This is a genomic window from Chryseobacterium sp. PMSZPI (genome assembly GCF_002835665.1).
In the GTDB taxonomy this organism is placed as follows: Bacteria; Bacteroidota; Bacteroidia; order Flavobacteriales; family Weeksellaceae; genus Chryseobacterium.
Window position 1 is genome coordinate 1 of record NZ_PIZV01000032.1, and the last position, 15,385, is coordinate 15,385.

Genomic DNA, 15,385 nt, shown 5'->3' on the forward strand with positions numbered 1-15,385 from the left:
AAAAAGACAAAATCGCACCATATTCTAAAATACCCAAAGATCTTAAAAGTGATAAAGACTATCTGTATCTTGAAATAAAAAAATAAAAATTCAAAAAAACACTCAATAACAGCAAAATTAAATAAGAAATAATATTTTATACTATAAAACTCAATGATAAAAATCCTTTTAGCTCCCCTATTACTTATACTCATCTCATGTCCAGGTGAGAAAAAGAAAAGTGCAAAAAAAGGAAAAGGGTTTATAGTACTTAAAAATTCAAAAATAGATCAATTTATTCAATCTAAAAACACTACAGATAGTCTTATTTTGAATAAAGAATGTGATTTAAACATGGATAATATTAAAGACAAGATTCTTGTTTTCTCTCCCAAAAATATAAATGTAGAAAATAGGTTCTCAACAATCTACCTACTAATTTATAAGAAGGATGGAAAATTCACAGAATATAGTAATAGTAAGATAATAAACGCTTATAATCCTAGTTCCTATGCTGAAGGATTTCGTGATATTGCTATCAAAAATAATTATTTTACTGTAGAAGAAAATATTTCATCACAACCAATACAAAATAAGTATACAACCTTCACTTTCGATAAAAAAAATAATTCAATTTATCTACATAAATTAGGATTTACAACAATATATCCTGATGCAAATCAAGATAAAGATATAATTTATTCTTCTAAAAATTTTGGTTTAATCAAATTTGAGAATTATGATCCAGAAACAATAAAATATCAAAGCAAATGATGAAATATATTTCTCTAATTTTTATATTCTCACTCCTACTTTCTTGTAATGGGCAAGAAAATAAAAGTCGATTATGGAATAAAGAAGAAATAAATTCGCTAAAAACAGCACCTTATAATATTACTGATGAAGGAGATGATACAAAATCCAGCTATGATGACCTGTCTCCTGAATTTATCAATAAAGCGAAAAAAATATTAGAGCAAAGAAAATTTCAATTTCCTGACGAAAATACCTTTAATCAAAAAATTTCAGATATATTTTCTTTCAACTTAAAAGATTATAAAAATTCCATAATTGCTTTACGTCCTACAATGTTTCCAGAGGTAGCTATTAAAGAAAATAAATTTGTTTTCATTCAGGATGCTGGTGCTGATGAACCAGATTTTATAAATCCTGACTTAGTATATCATTATAATTCTTATGTATTTTATAATACTCCCGTATCTTATGTTTGGCTGCAAACAAACAATTCAAATCTTTTATACGATTTAGTTGTTTACTATGGATACAATAAGGATAAAAAGCTTGTAGAATCAGTATTTAAAAAATTTGATTTTAATAGTTTTTCCGATATGGAGCAGTTAATTTTTATAGATTCTGGTGGCTATAAAAAATTGAAAAAACAAATATTTGACGACATAGAAACCCTTATTTATAAAGGGAAAGTTGAAGACTTTTCTTATGCTAAAGAGGGAAATGGTTATTTAAGAATAGGTGATATTATAAATAAAATATCATCATCGCCAAAAGAATATTTTGAACCTGAAAAAACAATATCTTACTTATTTGAAAAAGAATTAAGAGTAGGAATACAAGGTGATATTGAAAGCTATTTGAACAAAAATCCAAAATATAAATCAAATCTGGAAAAAAATAATTTTTATGATTTACCTACTTTAAAAAAGTATGTAAAATATATCTACCAAAAAGAAAACAATATCAATTTTATCATTCAAGATTCTGACGGTTATACTAATTTAAGGAAGGATAAAAATTCATCTTCTCAAGTTTTACAAAAAATAGACACTGGAGAACAAATAGAAGTACTGGATCAAAATGGAGATTGGTGGCTAGTAGTTTCTAAAGAAGGTAAAAAAGGATATATTCATAAAAGCAGGATAAAATCTGAATAAATACACGAATCGAATGATGAAACCCTTTTTAGCTTTACTTTTATTTCTATCCATTCTTTCTTGTAAAAAGGCACAAGGAAATATTTCAAATCAAATCATCTCAAACAAAATTACTATTGATAAAAATTGGAATGGTGATCCTTTAATTTCAGATATAAATTTTGTAAATTCTATTGATGCTTCATGTAAATTAAATACTCCATTCTTCAACAGATCAGAAAAACAAGTTAAAGAAGATGATGCAAAATGTGCTTTATCAAAAATTAAATTTAGTTATGATAAGTTGGACTCTATAAATAAAAAAATTACCGTTGGAAGGCTTTCCTCAGAAATTGAATTATTTATAAAAAAATCATCGCTCAAAATTACTAATGAAGCAGATTTAAATTATCAGGCTACATTATATATTGAAAAAAATAAAAGCATATCTGATTCTATCATTATTTATCAATCTTTTAATAATGCAGAAGCACTAACTGTAAAAACAAAATATTATTACTTAGAGAAGAATGATATTTACTTATTAGATATAGTAGACAACGAATCTGGAACAAGTACTGAAAAGTGGGAACATTATAAAATAAACGCTGCCGGAAAAATATCTCTAGTCCAACAAAAATTATTTACAAAAGGAAATAAATATGAAGTACTATATTTTGATAATGATAATATCAATGACAAAATTGATATTCAATCAAAACAAAATACTGAATTCTCAAAATTCATCCTTTCCATCTATTTATCTTCTTTGAATAAAACAATTGAAATCCCAATCTTAAATAACAGTATTCTCCTTAATAATATCGAAACTGATTATTACTTAAGAGATCCTATCATTAATAACAAAGTTATAACACTTCAGGTAGATTATGCAAACCAGGTTACAAAGCCCAATATTTCCGGAGAGAAAAAAGATGTAGCCGAAAAAATGAGATTTAGATTTGATGCTAAGAACAAAAAAATACAAATTATTGGATATGATATAAGCTATTCAAAAGCTAAAAAAAATTATTCCAAATCATTCAATTTTATTACAGGTAAATTTTATTCTTCATCTAAAGTTGATGGCAAAAAAGAAGAAACTTCAGGGTGGACAGCAGAACTTCAAAATATATACGTAGAAAATTGGAATCAGGATTTTTTTCACAAGCTTATATTATATGGAAATGAAATTGAGTAAATATGAAAAATATTTTATACCTTCGCCTTGTGAATTTCAACAACGGAACATATTATTATAGAATTTTTAACTCAGATCTGGGATAGGGATTCTTATGAACATAACTTAAAACCTCGTCCTAGACGAGGTTTTTTTATTTTAAAAAAATTAAAAGATGAAAATAAGTATTATAGGAGCAGGATTAATCGGAGGCTCAATGGCGCTTAAATTAAGAGAAAAAGGAATAGCCGACTTCATCTACGGAATCGACAATAATCAACAACATATCAATGAAGCTTTGGATTTAAAAATCATTGACGCCGAAGCTGACCTGGAACAAGGGGTCAAAAATGCAGACCTCATCATACTTGCCATTCCGGTGGATGCTGCCAGAAAGTTATTGCCTGGTGTTTTAGATCTTGTGTTGGATCATCAAACCGTCATGGACGCAGGCTCTACCAAAGCGGGAATTGTAAAAGCGGTTACAGATCATCCGAAACGCTCAAGGTTTGTGGCCTTTCACCCAATGTGGGGTACAGAAAACAATGGTCCCAAATCTGCCATTGCCGATAGTTTTTCAGGAAAAGCCGGTGTAATCTGCAATAAGGAAGAATCTGCGGCGGATGCCCTAAGCACAGTTGAAAAAATAGTGGAAGCCCTTGATATGCATATGATCTATATGGATGCCGAAGACCACGATATCCATACCGCTTATATTTCCCATATTTCCCACATCACTTCATACGCTCTGGCCAATACCGTATTGGAGAAGGAACGTGAAGAAGAGACCATCTTTCAATTGGCCAGTTCCGGGTTTTCAAGTACCGTACGTTTGGCAAAATCCCATCCGGAAATGTGGGTTCCGATCTTTAAACAAAATAAAGAAAACGTACTCGATGTTTTAAACGAACATATTACCCAACTTAGAAAATTTAAGTCTGCATTGGAAAAGGAAAACTACGAATACCTTGAAGAGCTGATCACTAACGCCAACAGAATCAGAGGAATATTGAGATAGCATAGTAACTTACCTTTGACTCAACCACAAAAGTCACAAAAGTTTTTGAAAATCTATACTTCCTTATGATTTTAAATAGAATGTTTAGATTCCTACGGAATAACAATATTGGTATGCATCACATTATTAAGTTGATACCAATTGTTTTTTGTCATTCCGTAGGAATCCGGACTAATGTATATTTTAATTGTCCAGAAATAAAAATCTTCACAAGTATCACAACTGAAGGGCTAAATATTCCACTCCTCCGGAGGGGTGGCGAAATCTACGATTTTGATGGGGTGGTTACCATCACCAAACAAAAAACCCTTAGACTCTGTCTAAGGGTTTTATATATTCAAAAAGATTCTTTCTATTAACATTCAGGGACATTCACCGCAATGGCTAATCCTCCTTCAGAAGTTTCTTTGAAACGATCACTCATAGACAACGCCGTTTCCCACATTGTCTGGATTACTTCATCCAAAGTTACTTTTGCTTTGGTTGGATCACTTTCCAGGGCAATATTGGCTGCCGTGATCGCTTTGATTGCTCCCATTGTATTTCTTTCAATACACGGAATCTGTACAAGACCTTTGATAGGATCACAAGTTAATCCAAGATGATGTTCCATGGCAATTTCTGCTGCCATTAACACCTGTCCTACACTTCCTCCTAAGATTTCCGTAAGCCCGGCTGCTGCCATCGCAGATGATACTCCAATTTCCGCCTGGCAACCTCCCATTGCTGCAGAGATTGTTGCATTTTTCTTGAATAAGGTTCCGATTTCCCCGGCTACCAACAGAAAACGTACAATATCTTCATCGCTTATCGAATCTGTAAAAGCCTGAGAATACATCAAAACTGCCGGAATGACACCACTTGCTCCATTCGTGGGTGCTGTGATAATTCTTCCGAAACTTGCATTCTCTTCATTCACTGCTAAGGCGAAACAAGCAATCCACTTATTGATATTCGTGAAATTTTCTTCCGCATCAACAACTTGCTGAAACCATTCATCCTTATTTTTATAAATCTTATCTCCCAGTAACTTTCGGTTGATTCCGGCTGCTCTTCGGGACACATTTAATCCGCCCGGAAGAATACCTTCTTTATTCACTCCTTTATAAATGCATTCTTTGATCTGCTGCCAGATATAAAGTGCTTCTTCCCTCGTCTCTTCCTGGGTTCTCCAGCTTTCTTCATTAATGAAAATAAGATCTGAAATTTTAGTAAGTCCCAACTTCTCACAATATTTTGCAATATCTGAAGCTTTATGGCAAGGATATAAGGTACGCACACAATGTTTCTGAATCGAGTTTTTTTCCTGGCTTGCAATAAACCCACCACCCACAGAATAAAAATCCTGAACCAGCTCGGTTCCATCTTCAAAAACAGCTCTGAAGATCATTCCATTCGGGTGAAAATCAAGTGATTTTTGCATATTTAAAACCAAATGATACCCGTAAACAAACGGAATTTCTTTCTCACCACCAAGATTAATGGTTTGTGTATCTTTTATATGAGCTATTTTCTCATCAATTTTTGAAGTGTTGATCGTCTTGAAATCTTCACCATTCAAACCAAGCATTCCAGCAATATCCGTTCCGTGCCCAATCCCCGTTTTGGCAAGTGAACCAAAGAACTCAAGAAAAACTTCTTTAACTTCAGCTATTGATCTTTCTCTTTTTATAATTCTAATAAACGCTGACGCAGCGTTCCATGGTCCCATCGTATGTGAACTGGACGGACCTATTCCAACTTTAATAATCTCAAAAACCGATATTGATTCCATAAATGATTCTTCATTTTCCTCAAAAACAAAGATACGTGATAAATATTAATAAAAATCAGGTTTTCGGATAGGATTAATAATAATTTAAGGGCATATTACCATCAATTCAAACTTTCTTCATGTTGAGAGAGATCGAGCCCTTTGCTTTCTGATTCTTCCGATACCCTTAAAGTGATAATGGCATTTGTTATTTTGTATAAGAATAATGATCCGAAAAAAGTAAAAACAGAAACTAAAATTAATGCTGCCATATGATGTAGGAATACCTCAACTCCGCCATGAAGAAGACTAGCTTTTTCACCATGGGCAAAGATCGCTGTCATAATCATTCCTATAATCCCCCCTACTCCGTGACAAGCGAAAACATCCAATGTATCATCTATCCTTTTCAGTCCTTTCCAATTAACCATTAGATTTGAAACAATTGCTGCTACAAATCCAATAAAAAGACTTTCCGGTATACTGACAAAACCACATCCGGGAGTAATAGCCACCAATCCTACCACAGCTCCAATACATGCTCCCAGAGCAGAAATACTTCGTCCATTGATTCGATCAAAAAAGATCCAGGTCATCATCGCTGAAGCGGAAGCAATTGTTGTTGTTCCAAAAGCTAGTGCAGCTGACGCATTGGCTCCTAATGCCGATCCTGCATTAAAACCAAACCAGCCAAACCAAAGCATTCCCGTTCCTAGCAATACAAAAGAAATATTGGATGGATCATGATGAGGACGTTGTCTTTTTCCTAAAACCAAAGCTCCTGCTAACGCCGCAAAACCGGCACTCATATGCACCACTGTTCCTCCCGCAAAATCCTTCACCCCAAAATAGGTGTTCAGAAGTCCGTTGGGATGCCATACCATATGACATAGCGGAGTATAGATAAAAATACAGAAAAGGACTATAAATAAAAGATAAGAAATGAAACGTACTCTCTCTGCAAAAGATCCGGTAATAATGGCCGGAGTAATAACTGCAAATTTCATTTGGAATAAGGCAAAAAGTATGAAAGGAATTGTAGAAGCCATCTCCTTATGAGGCAAACTGCCTACCCCATTCAGAAAAGGATAACTCAGAGGATTTCCAATGATTCCATAATGTTTTCCATTCACATTAATCCCTAAAGATTCCCCAAAAGACAATGAAAATCCTACAACAACCCATAAAATGGAAATAACGCCTAAAGCAATAAAACTTTGCAACATTGTAGAAATTACATTTTTCTTTCCGACCATCCCACCATAAAAAAAGGACAATCCGGGAGTCATGAGCAGAACAAGTCCTGATGCCGTAAGGATCCAGGCAACATCTGCACCTACAATTTTATCTTCACTGAGAAATTCCCCGGTACCATAAACATCAGAAGTGGGGTTCCAGAATAAACCTCCGAATGCCACAAGAGCTATGATCGAGAATGAAACGATCCATTTTAATCCTATTTTCATAAAATTTACATTTAACCCTTATCAAATTTAAACATAAATCTTATAAAAATCACTTTTTTAATAAAACACCCCCTTAAAAAAACTATTCTGAAAATAATATTATCAATTTTCCACAAATACCTCTTGCAAAATTTTGGAAACTTCTTTGTATTTGGTAGCCGGAAATAAATGAGTTCCTCCTTTGATCACATAATCCGGTTTCGAGTACCGAATCGGAAAAACAATATCTTTATCGCCTAATATTTGAATCACATTGGGATTTTCTTCAAACTTCCATTCTGCTACTTTTTCCACAGACCATTTCAAGTAATAAGGATCTTTCACTCTGAAATATTGAAGAAGTCTTGGATTTTTAGGATCAAAAAGTTTTCGGATAGCAGCATATGCATTAGCCGCTCTATCATTAAATAATCCTACCGGAAGTATTCTTGGAATTTTGGTTACCTCTCCTGTTTTTATGAATCGGGATTTTTCCTTATCAGATTTTATACTTCCAAGGATCACCACTTTCTTTGCAGGTTTAAGCTGATTAATCTCCTGGACCACAATCCCCCCAAAAGAATACCCTAAAAGATAAAATGACTCTGAATCATCAATCTTTTCTGCCATTCTTTCAATATAAGCATGAAAAGTTTCATTTTTTTTAGGGATGAGCCAGTCTATAAAAACCAATTCGCAGTCTTTTGGAAACTCTAGTCTTTCAAGAACTTTAAAATCTGCTCCAAGGCCGCTTACAATATAAATTTTCATACGACTAATTTATAAAAAATACGATAATGAATAATTATTGAAGCAATGAGATTTAAGGTTTAACGAGATGATCAATACCTTTCACTATAAAAAAATGAGCAACCGTTCAGGCTACTCATTTTTATATCAATATTCTATTTAATCTTATTTCTTTTTCTTTACAGGAACTCTGTTTTCATTATCAAGTTGCTCTGTGGAGACTCTGAACTGGATATCCATTTCGTTCTTGATAAAATAATCTTTCAATGAAGACTGGTAGAACACTTTAAAATCTCTTCTGTTCAAAGAAAACTTAGCAGATTCGATTACCACTGTAAACTGAGTCACATATACATTAGCCGGGAAAGAGATTGTTTTTCTCACGCCTTTAAGGGTAAGATCTCCGTATACTGTAGAATTATATTCACTGTTTGCTAAAGGGATAATTTTAGTCAAATGAAACTTGGCAATCGGGAATTTTTTTACTTCAAAAAAATTCGTACTCTTCAGATCATCAGTAAGCTTGATTTGATCTTCATCAGAAACATCACCTGCCATCAGACTTCTCATATCTATCACAAACTCTCCATCTACCAAAACAGTATGATCAAAGTTGAATTTTCCACTTTTCAGCTTTACTGTTCCTGAGTGTGAAGAAGCTTCAGTTTTTACAACTTTATAGCCCCACCACCTGATCTCTGATGAAGTTACTTTTGACACTTTATCAAATTTCTTTTGGGCAGAAACAAATGATATGCTTGCGCACATCATAGCAAACAATAGTAATCTTTTCATTCTTTTTTATTTACAATTCAACAAAAATAAAAAAAAGTGTAGAACTTCTACACTTTTAACAATCTTTTTTTGATTAATTTATTGAGCAGTTACCTTTACGACCATATCAATATCATCTTTCACAAAAACATCCTGCATAGTAGACTTGTAAGCTACATCAAATTTTTGTCTGTCGAAAGAGAATTTGTTGGATACTAAACTTACTACTCCTTTGCTATAAGCAATTTTCGCAGGGAAAGTAATTGGATTCGTTTTTCCTTTTACTGTAAGGGTTCCTGTTACTAAAGAATTATAGATTTTATCATTGTTTTTCTTTACACCGGTAATTTTGAAGGTAGCTGTAGGGTATTTTTCAACTTCAAAGAAGTCACCGTTTTTAAGGTGCCCGTTTAATTTTTGCTGATATTCTCCTGAAAGATCTGTAGCGTTGATGGAAGCCATATCTAAAACGAAACTTCCTCCTACCAACTTGTCTCCTTTCATTACCATATCTCCAGACTTCACTTTTACAGTACCATCATGTGAGCTGGCTTCAGATTTTGCTACTTTATATCCCCACCAGTGAACATCAGACGCTACTACTTTTTTTGATTGTCCGAAAGCTAAACCACCAGCTAAAACTGCTAATAAAAATATTTTTTTCATTGAATAAAATTATTTACTTATTTGATGAGACAAAGGTAGCCATCTTATTTGATAGATTTCGTTGATGTATATCAATAAAATTAATTATTTTTATGAATAATATCATCCTATAAAAAAACTCCGAATTTCTTCGGAGTTTATATTTTAGTCTTGGTAATAGGCTGTATAAAGTGCCATACCTTTTAATGCCGTATGATTTTGCTTGACCAGATAGATCGGAATGTTTCTCAACATATCTTCCATTTTATCACTGATCTTAAATTTTTCGTAAAACTTAGCTTTATCAATGTATTCTCTTACCATTTGAGGAATATCTCCTGCAATCAGTAATCCTCCTGTAGCTTTTACTTTCAATGTCAGGTTGTTGGCCTCTCTTGCTAAAAACTCAAGGAAAGTATCTAATGCGATTTTACAAATCAACACATTGTCTTCTACAGCTGCTTTATAAAGTTCTTCAACAAAATTACCGTTGGCAAGACGTTCTCCCAGCCATTCCGGTTCAGGATGTCTTTTCACGTCTCTTAAGAATCGATAAATATTAAACAAACCTGTCTTGGAGAGTACGTTTTCCCAGCTTACAATTCCATAAATGTTATTTAAGAATTGATAAAATTCAACTTCTACATTAGTTCTCGGTGAAAACTCAGAATGTCCCCCTTCTGTAGCAAAAGGTCTAAGGTATTTTCCATCAAAGAAATATCCTGCCTCTCCCAGCCCGTTTCCAGGTGCAAGGATCGCCACATTCCCTTTTTCAAGATGTCCGCTTGTATAAATGGCATCAAGATCACTATCTTCAAGAAGAGCCATTCCGTATGCGGAAGCTTCCAGGTCATTCAGCATATCTGCTTTTTCAAACCCGAAATCTCTTTTGTATTCTTCGATATCTAAATGCCAGCCCAATCTTGCAGGACTACTTTTTCCGTCAATTACAGGTCCCGGCACAGCCATTCCCAGACGTTTTACATTTTCCAACTGATTATCCTGAATAAATTTCTTCAGAATATCAGTAAAAGAAGCATATTCTTTCGTTGAATATGTATTTTGGATTTTTATCTCAAGACCTCCGTTACTGGAAACAAAGTACCCTAAGATTGTTATATCTTCACGGAGACTCGCTCCAATGATAGAAACATTATCATTATTACTGTTCTCTACTCCTGGTAAATAAAGTGGAAATTTTGGATTCAGAATCATAACCTCAAATTTTACCAAATATAACAATTGTTTTTTGTAATTCCTTCAGAGAAGAAAAAAACCTTTTCACTTTCGTGAAAAGGTTTGGTTAATAATTGTTTATATATTAAATCTAACTACTTTCCTAATGGAATATTGTAACCGAATCCTACTCCGATATTCCCCACATTATAGTCTTGGCCAGGTAAATCTCCTTTAGTTCCTACAAAAACCTTCTGGTATTGTACGAAAAAGTTCCAGTCTCTGTTGTGGTATCCGATCTCCGGTTTAAGGTAGAAACCTCCGCTTGCTCTCTCTACATTAGTATTGGAAGCTACTGTTTTATCTCCAACTAAGAAACCATATCCTAAGTCTGTTCCGAAATAGAAACCTGTTTGCTTTGGATAAATTCTTATTAAAGCTGCTACAGGAACTACCCCTACATCATTATTTTTATAACCGTTGTTATCTTTTCCGAAATAGTGAGTATATCCTGATGCGATACCTAATCCAAACCCCGGAGTAATCAAGTTTTGGTAAGATACATCTACTCCAACGGCCGCTGAAAGGTTATCTGCGGGAACTGCTAAACCAACATTTGCGCCCACTTTGATCATGTTATTCATTTTTGAACTCTGTGCGCTTGCTATTCCTGCTGTTAAAATTCCAGCCAGCAATATTGCTTGTTTAAACATTTTCATAACTCTAAATTTTAAATTTTACTAAGCAAGTAAGATGTAAAAATCGTGCCAAGCAGGACCTTCTCGTCTATTTTAACACTCAAATAAACCATAAAACAATGATTTACAATACATTATTTTATCTTAAAATTTAAATGTTTGTTTAATAAAATTTATAAAAAACAAGCTTTAAAATGTGAAATAATTCTAAAAAGTTAAAAAATTGAAGAATAAAAAATGTAACACTTGGGTACAAATAGATTCTATTGTTGGACAATGCAAAAGGCAAAGATTTTTTAACAGGATGCTGCCTTATTTTTGCCACGAATGCACTAATAAATTGTTTGATTTCCAGGTTCAAAAAATTATTCGTGGCCATTATTCAGTGGTATTCAATTTTGTCTCAGATAAAGAATCTTGCGAATTATCATGTAGGTAAAAGAATTCGCACCTTTTCATTTTCCAACAATCCTACTTCCCATACTTATTACTTATTATTTATTACCCATTACTCATGATAACATTAACAATCCTTAACTCTTTATTATTTTAACCTTTATCTCACAATCACATCAAAAAAATAAACGTTCTCACAATGACCGATTCACTATTAAAAAATAAGCATCTACTTTGGCGGGCAGGTTTTGGAGTTGGGATTAATCAGGTTGACAATCTTAAGAATAAAAACATTAAAGCATTGATAAATGAATTATGTAAAGAAGACAGCTTTGATGAAATTACCTACGATACTCCCGATATTGATCCTGTTATGGATTATATGAACACCACCACTCCTGCAGATAAGAAAAAAGAAATGCAACAGGTTTACAGAGATCAAAATAATGAGCTCAACCTAAATTTTCTGAATAAAATAGTCAACAGTAAGGAGCAGATGAGAGAAAAGATGGCTTTTTTCTGGCACGGACATTTTGCTTCAAGGGTAAATAATCCAAAGTTTAGCAAGCAGCTTTTAAATACCATTCGAAAAAATGCATTGGGAAATTTTAAAGATCTTCTTTTTGAAGTAAGTCAGTCTCCGGCTATGCTTAACTTCCTGAATAATCAACAAAACAAAAAGGATCATCCAAATGAAAATTTTGCCCGTGAAGTCATGGAATTGTTTACCATGGGAAGAGGCAATTATACTGAAAAGGATGTGAGAGAAGGCGCCAGAGCTTTCACGGGATGGAGTTATGATAAGGACGGCAATTTTAAAGAACGAAAAAACCTCCATGATGAAGGAACAAAAACATTTCTCGGAAAAACAGGTAATTTCTCCGGGACAGATGTTTTAAATATTATATTGGAACAAAAGGCTACCTCTCAATTTATCACAACCAAGATTTATAAATTTTTCGTCAATGAAAATGTAGATCACAATATTGTCAATACATTAAGTACCAATTTCTACAATTCCGGTTACGATATTAAAAAATTAATGTCTGATATATTTTCAAGTTCATGGTTTTATGATCAGAGAAATATAGGAAACAGAATAAAATCTCCTATAGAATTGATGGCCGGAATAATGCGGATACTTCCCATGCATATTCAAAATCCGGAAAACCTCATTGTTTATCAAAAACTGCTGGGGCAAATGCTATTGTATCCACCCAATGTTGCCGGATGGCCTAACGGGAAATCATGGATTGACAGCTCTACTCTGATGTTGAGGCTTCAGGTTCCCCAGATATGGTCAGGACTTCGTCCGTTAGAATACAGTCCACGCCAGGATGATGATATCGACATGGGAATGAAATCAAAGGAAACAGCTTTGAATAAAACATTTAAAAATCCGAATATTACCATAGACTGGGATCGGGTTGATAAAATTTTTGCTCATAAAAACTGTGAAGATTACCTCATTCAGAATGTCCAAAGTCTGGATATGAATTCTGTAAAAGATTTCTCGGATAAGAGTATAAAAATGAACATCATCAATCTGATGTCCACTCCGGAATATCAACTCATGTAATACTATTGCTACCTGTCACCTAAACACAACAATTATGCTAATCAAAAGAAGAGAATTCCTCAAAATAAGTTCATTGGCTACAGCTTCCCTCTTAATGCCTAATTTTCTAAAGGCAATGACATTGGACGAAGCTCTTCCTTCCAATCAAAATATTCTGGTTGTACTCCAATTTACAGGGGGTAACGATGGCTTGAATACGATTATTCCGGCTAAAAATGATATTTATTTCAGGGAAAGAAAAACACTTGCCATTCAGAATTCCCTGTCTTTAACGGATGAAGCAGGGATTAATCCTTCCCTCTCCTATTTCAAGGAGCTCTTCGATAACGGCGAGCTTTCTGTGATGAATAATGTAGGGTATCCTAATCCGGACAAATCCCATTTTCGAAGCATGGACATCTGGCAGTCGGCAAGCAGAAGTGACGAGTATCTGGATACCGGCTGGCTTGGTCGTTTTCTTGATGAAGAATGCTATCGTTGTGAACATCCTACTCAAGCACTCGAAGTTGATGATATGCTAAGTCTTGCACTAAAAGGGAATAACAATAAAGCATTTGCATTTAAGGATCCTAAAAGACTTTATCAAACCAGTCAGGAGAAATATTTCAAATCTTTGTATGATCATCATCATGATGATGAGACCGTATCTTATCTTTACCAGACTTTAGGCTCTACCATCAATAATGCCGGTTATATTTTTGACAAAAGCAAGGCAAAAAAAACGGAACAAACTTATCCTAATTCTCAATTAGGAAAGGATTTTAAAACAGTTGCCTCTCTAATAAAATCTGATATCAACACTCAGGTCTATTATCTATCGATCGGAAGTTTTGACACGCACGTCAATCAGAATGACAGACAAAGTAAGTTATTCAGTGATATCAATGAAGCTGTAAAATCATTTGTAGCCGATATGAAAAGCAATGGACTTTTTAACAACGTTCTTCTAATGACCTTTTCAGAGTTTGGACGTCGGGTGGCTCAAAATGCCAGTAACGGAACAGACCACGGAACTGCCAACCAGATGTTTTTCATCAGTGGAAATCTAAAAAAGAAAGGCCTTTTAAACGCACTTCCCAATCTTCAAAACCTGAATGAAGGAGATCTTATCTACACAGAAGACTTCAGAAAAGTATATGCTACAATTCTTAAAAATTGGCTTAAAGCAGATTCTTCCAAAGTCCTGGGCTGGAAAAATGGGGTGTATGATTTTGTGTAAATAACGACCTGACCACCCCGTCGAAAATTCTTTGATTTTTTGACACTCCTCCAGAGTAGGGCAATATTTGTACTTTTGATGGTAATCTTATTGAGCAGTATTGTTATTGTAATAAATTAATCTGGATTCCTGCGGAATGGCAATATTTGTATATATCAACATTGTTTAATGATACCAATTGCTTTTTGTCATTCCCGTAGGAATCTAAACATTTTTTATTATAAGAAAATCATCTATTTTCAAAAAGCTTAAGTCACTTTAGCACGGTTAGTATATTACTTATATAACCGTAGTGTTTAAAAACTTTTGTGACTTTATGATTTTATCATCTTCTTTTGGAAACACAAGAACATCCAAACAAAAAAGAGACTGCTCATATATGACAGTCTCTTTTCAATAATTTTAAATTTTAACTACTTCTACGTTTATGCAGGAATCTGCTTTTTTTCTTTTTGCTTCTCTTCTTCCTTTTTATCTATTTTTTCAGATATTTTTTTAACGATATATTCTATCGCCAGCGGTGCTATGATTGCAATTAATGTTTTAAATATTCTTGATTTCATATTGTGATATTGTGGGCAGGATAATGCAATTTTTAAGCCAAGACGAAATTGTTAATGCAATTAATTTTCGTCGGGAATTACCAAATCCTGATAATTCTTATTTCCGGATCTAAACTTCTCTTCCATTCTTAATCTTAGTCTTCTGGGCTTATGAACAACCAGAGAATCACCAAATCCTAGGAGAAGTCTTTCCAGCTCATAATTGATCTGCACACAGATTTTAAATAATGTTCCTTCTACTGTTTCATTGATAATTTCCTGGCTTTTATGTAGGGGTTTTGTTTTTACATAAGGAGCATTTGCTGCATCTACAAAGAAAAC

At 33.7% G+C, this 15,385-nt stretch carries 15 protein-coding genes; 6 read left to right on the forward strand and 9 right to left on the reverse strand.

Annotated elements, in window-relative coordinates:
• Nucleotides 1-153: 153 nt before the first annotated feature.
• The 4 genes from CW752_RS06560 (at nt 154) to CW752_RS06575 (ending at nt 4,066) form a co-directional block, all read left to right on the forward strand.
• On the forward strand, nt 154-753 hold the full coding sequence (locus CW752_RS06560; RefSeq protein ID WP_101238958.1) for a hypothetical protein: 600 nt from the start codon (nt 154-156) through the stop codon (nt 751-753).
• Nucleotides 750-1,889 carry an SH3 domain-containing protein gene (locus CW752_RS06565; protein WP_101238959.1) on the forward strand — a complete coding sequence of 380 codons (1,140 nt, stop codon included), beginning with the start codon at nt 750-752 and terminating at the stop codon, nt 1,887-1,889. Before CW752_RS06560 ends, CW752_RS06565 begins: the two co-directional genes overlap by 4 nt.
• A 13-nt stretch (nt 1,890-1,902) precedes the next feature.
• Entirely contained in the window at nt 1,903-3,069 is a 1,167-nt protein-coding gene (locus tag CW752_RS06570; protein ID WP_133121657.1) for a hypothetical protein, read from the forward strand.
• Between the two features lie 154 nt (nt 3,070-3,223).
• Nucleotides 3,224-4,066: a prephenate dehydrogenase gene (locus tag CW752_RS06575; protein WP_101238961.1), complete on the forward strand. Its 843-nt coding sequence runs from the start codon at nt 3,224-3,226 to the stop codon at nt 4,064-4,066.
• Between the two features lie 355 nt (nt 4,067-4,421).
• On the opposite strand, the gene CW752_RS06585 is transcribed toward CW752_RS06575, so the two are convergent.
• The 7 genes from CW752_RS06585 to CW752_RS06615 form a co-directional block, all read right to left on the reverse strand.
• Complete coding sequence (locus CW752_RS06585) at nt 4,422-5,840, reverse strand: L-serine ammonia-lyase (RefSeq protein WP_101238963.1); 1,419 nt, start codon at nt 5,838-5,840, stop codon at nt 4,422-4,424.
• 101 nt (nt 5,841-5,941) lie between these two features.
• Complete coding sequence (locus CW752_RS06590; protein ID WP_101238964.1) at nt 5,942-7,285, reverse strand: ammonium transporter; 1,344 nt, start codon at nt 7,283-7,285, stop codon at nt 5,942-5,944.
• A 102-nt stretch (nt 7,286-7,387) separates the two neighbouring features.
• A complete protein-coding gene (locus CW752_RS06595) occupies nt 7,388-8,035 on the reverse strand; it encodes an alpha/beta hydrolase (protein ID WP_101238965.1) in 648 nt (215 codons plus the stop codon).
• A gap of 144 nt (nt 8,036-8,179) precedes the next feature.
• Entirely contained in the window at nt 8,180-8,809 is a 630-nt protein-coding gene (locus CW752_RS06600) for a YceI family protein (protein WP_101238966.1), read from the reverse strand.
• A 78-nt stretch (nt 8,810-8,887) separates the two neighbouring features.
• Complete coding sequence (locus tag CW752_RS06605) at nt 8,888-9,454, reverse strand: YceI family protein (RefSeq protein WP_101238967.1); 567 nt, start codon at nt 9,452-9,454, stop codon at nt 8,888-8,890.
• A gap of 144 nt (nt 9,455-9,598) precedes the next feature.
• Complete coding sequence (locus tag CW752_RS06610; RefSeq protein ID WP_101238968.1) at nt 9,599-10,648, reverse strand: glucokinase; 1,050 nt, start codon at nt 10,646-10,648, stop codon at nt 9,599-9,601.
• Between the two features lie 116 nt (nt 10,649-10,764).
• Nucleotides 10,765-11,328, reverse strand: coding sequence for a hypothetical protein (locus CW752_RS06615; protein ID WP_101238969.1), 564 nt, complete (start codon nt 11,326-11,328; stop codon nt 10,765-10,767).
• Between the two features lie 574 nt (nt 11,329-11,902).
• On the opposite strand from CW752_RS06615, the gene CW752_RS06625 reads away from it, so the two are divergent.
• Nucleotides 11,903-13,282, forward strand: a complete 1,380-nt coding sequence (locus tag CW752_RS06625) for a DUF1800 family protein (protein ID WP_101238971.1) — start codon at nt 11,903-11,905, stop codon at nt 13,280-13,282.
• A gap of 34 nt (nt 13,283-13,316) precedes the next feature.
• Complete coding sequence (locus CW752_RS06630) at nt 13,317-14,501, forward strand: DUF1501 domain-containing protein (RefSeq protein ID WP_101238972.1); 1,185 nt, start codon at nt 13,317-13,319, stop codon at nt 14,499-14,501.
• Between the two features lie 425 nt (nt 14,502-14,926).
• Here CW752_RS06630 and CW752_RS16855 read toward each other — a convergent pair whose 3' ends face one another.
• Nucleotides 14,927-15,064, reverse strand: coding sequence for a hypothetical protein (locus tag CW752_RS16855; RefSeq protein ID WP_185117583.1), 138 nt, complete (start codon nt 15,062-15,064; stop codon nt 14,927-14,929).
• A 60-nt stretch (nt 15,065-15,124) separates the two neighbouring features.
• The coding region (locus CW752_RS06635; RefSeq protein ID WP_117614362.1) for a WYL domain-containing protein at nt 15,125-15,385 on the reverse strand (261 nt) is incomplete at its 5' end.

Coding starts and splice junctions, on each gene's coding strand:
- CW752_RS06560 (WP_101238958.1), top strand. CDS start 154: ATGATAAAAATCCTTTTAGCTCCCCTATTACTTATACTCATCTCATGT.
- CW752_RS06565 (WP_101238959.1), top strand. CDS start 750: ATGATGAAATATATTTCTCTAATTTTTATATTCTCACTCCTACTTTCT.
- CW752_RS06570 (WP_133121657.1), top strand. CDS start 1,903: ATGATGAAACCCTTTTTAGCTTTACTTTTATTTCTATCCATTCTTTCT.
- CW752_RS06575 (WP_101238961.1), top strand. CDS start 3,224: ATGAAAATAAGTATTATAGGAGCAGGATTAATCGGAGGCTCAATGGCG.
- CW752_RS06585 (WP_101238963.1), bottom strand. CDS start 5,840: ATGGAATCAATATCGGTTTTTGAGATTATTAAAGTTGGAATAGGTCCG.
- CW752_RS06590 (WP_101238964.1), bottom strand. CDS start 7,285: ATGAAAATAGGATTAAAATGGATCGTTTCATTCTCGATCATAGCTCTT.
- CW752_RS06595 (WP_101238965.1), bottom strand. CDS start 8,035: ATGAAAATTTATATTGTAAGCGGCCTTGGAGCAGATTTTAAAGTTCTT.
- CW752_RS06600 (WP_101238966.1), bottom strand. CDS start 8,809: ATGAAAAGATTACTATTGTTTGCTATGATGTGCGCAAGCATATCATTT.
- CW752_RS06605 (WP_101238967.1), bottom strand. CDS start 9,454: ATGAAAAAAATATTTTTATTAGCAGTTTTAGCTGGTGGTTTAGCTTTC.
- CW752_RS06610 (WP_101238968.1), bottom strand. CDS start 10,648: ATGATTCTGAATCCAAAATTTCCACTTTATTTACCAGGAGTAGAGAAC.
- CW752_RS06615 (WP_101238969.1), bottom strand. CDS start 11,328: ATGAAAATGTTTAAACAAGCAATATTGCTGGCTGGAATTTTAACAGCA.
- CW752_RS06625 (WP_101238971.1), top strand. CDS start 11,903: ATGACCGATTCACTATTAAAAAATAAGCATCTACTTTGGCGGGCAGGT.
- CW752_RS06630 (WP_101238972.1), top strand. CDS start 13,317: ATGCTAATCAAAAGAAGAGAATTCCTCAAAATAAGTTCATTGGCTACA.
- CW752_RS16855 (WP_185117583.1), bottom strand. CDS start 15,064: ATGAAATCAAGAATATTTAAAACATTAATTGCAATCATAGCACCGCTG.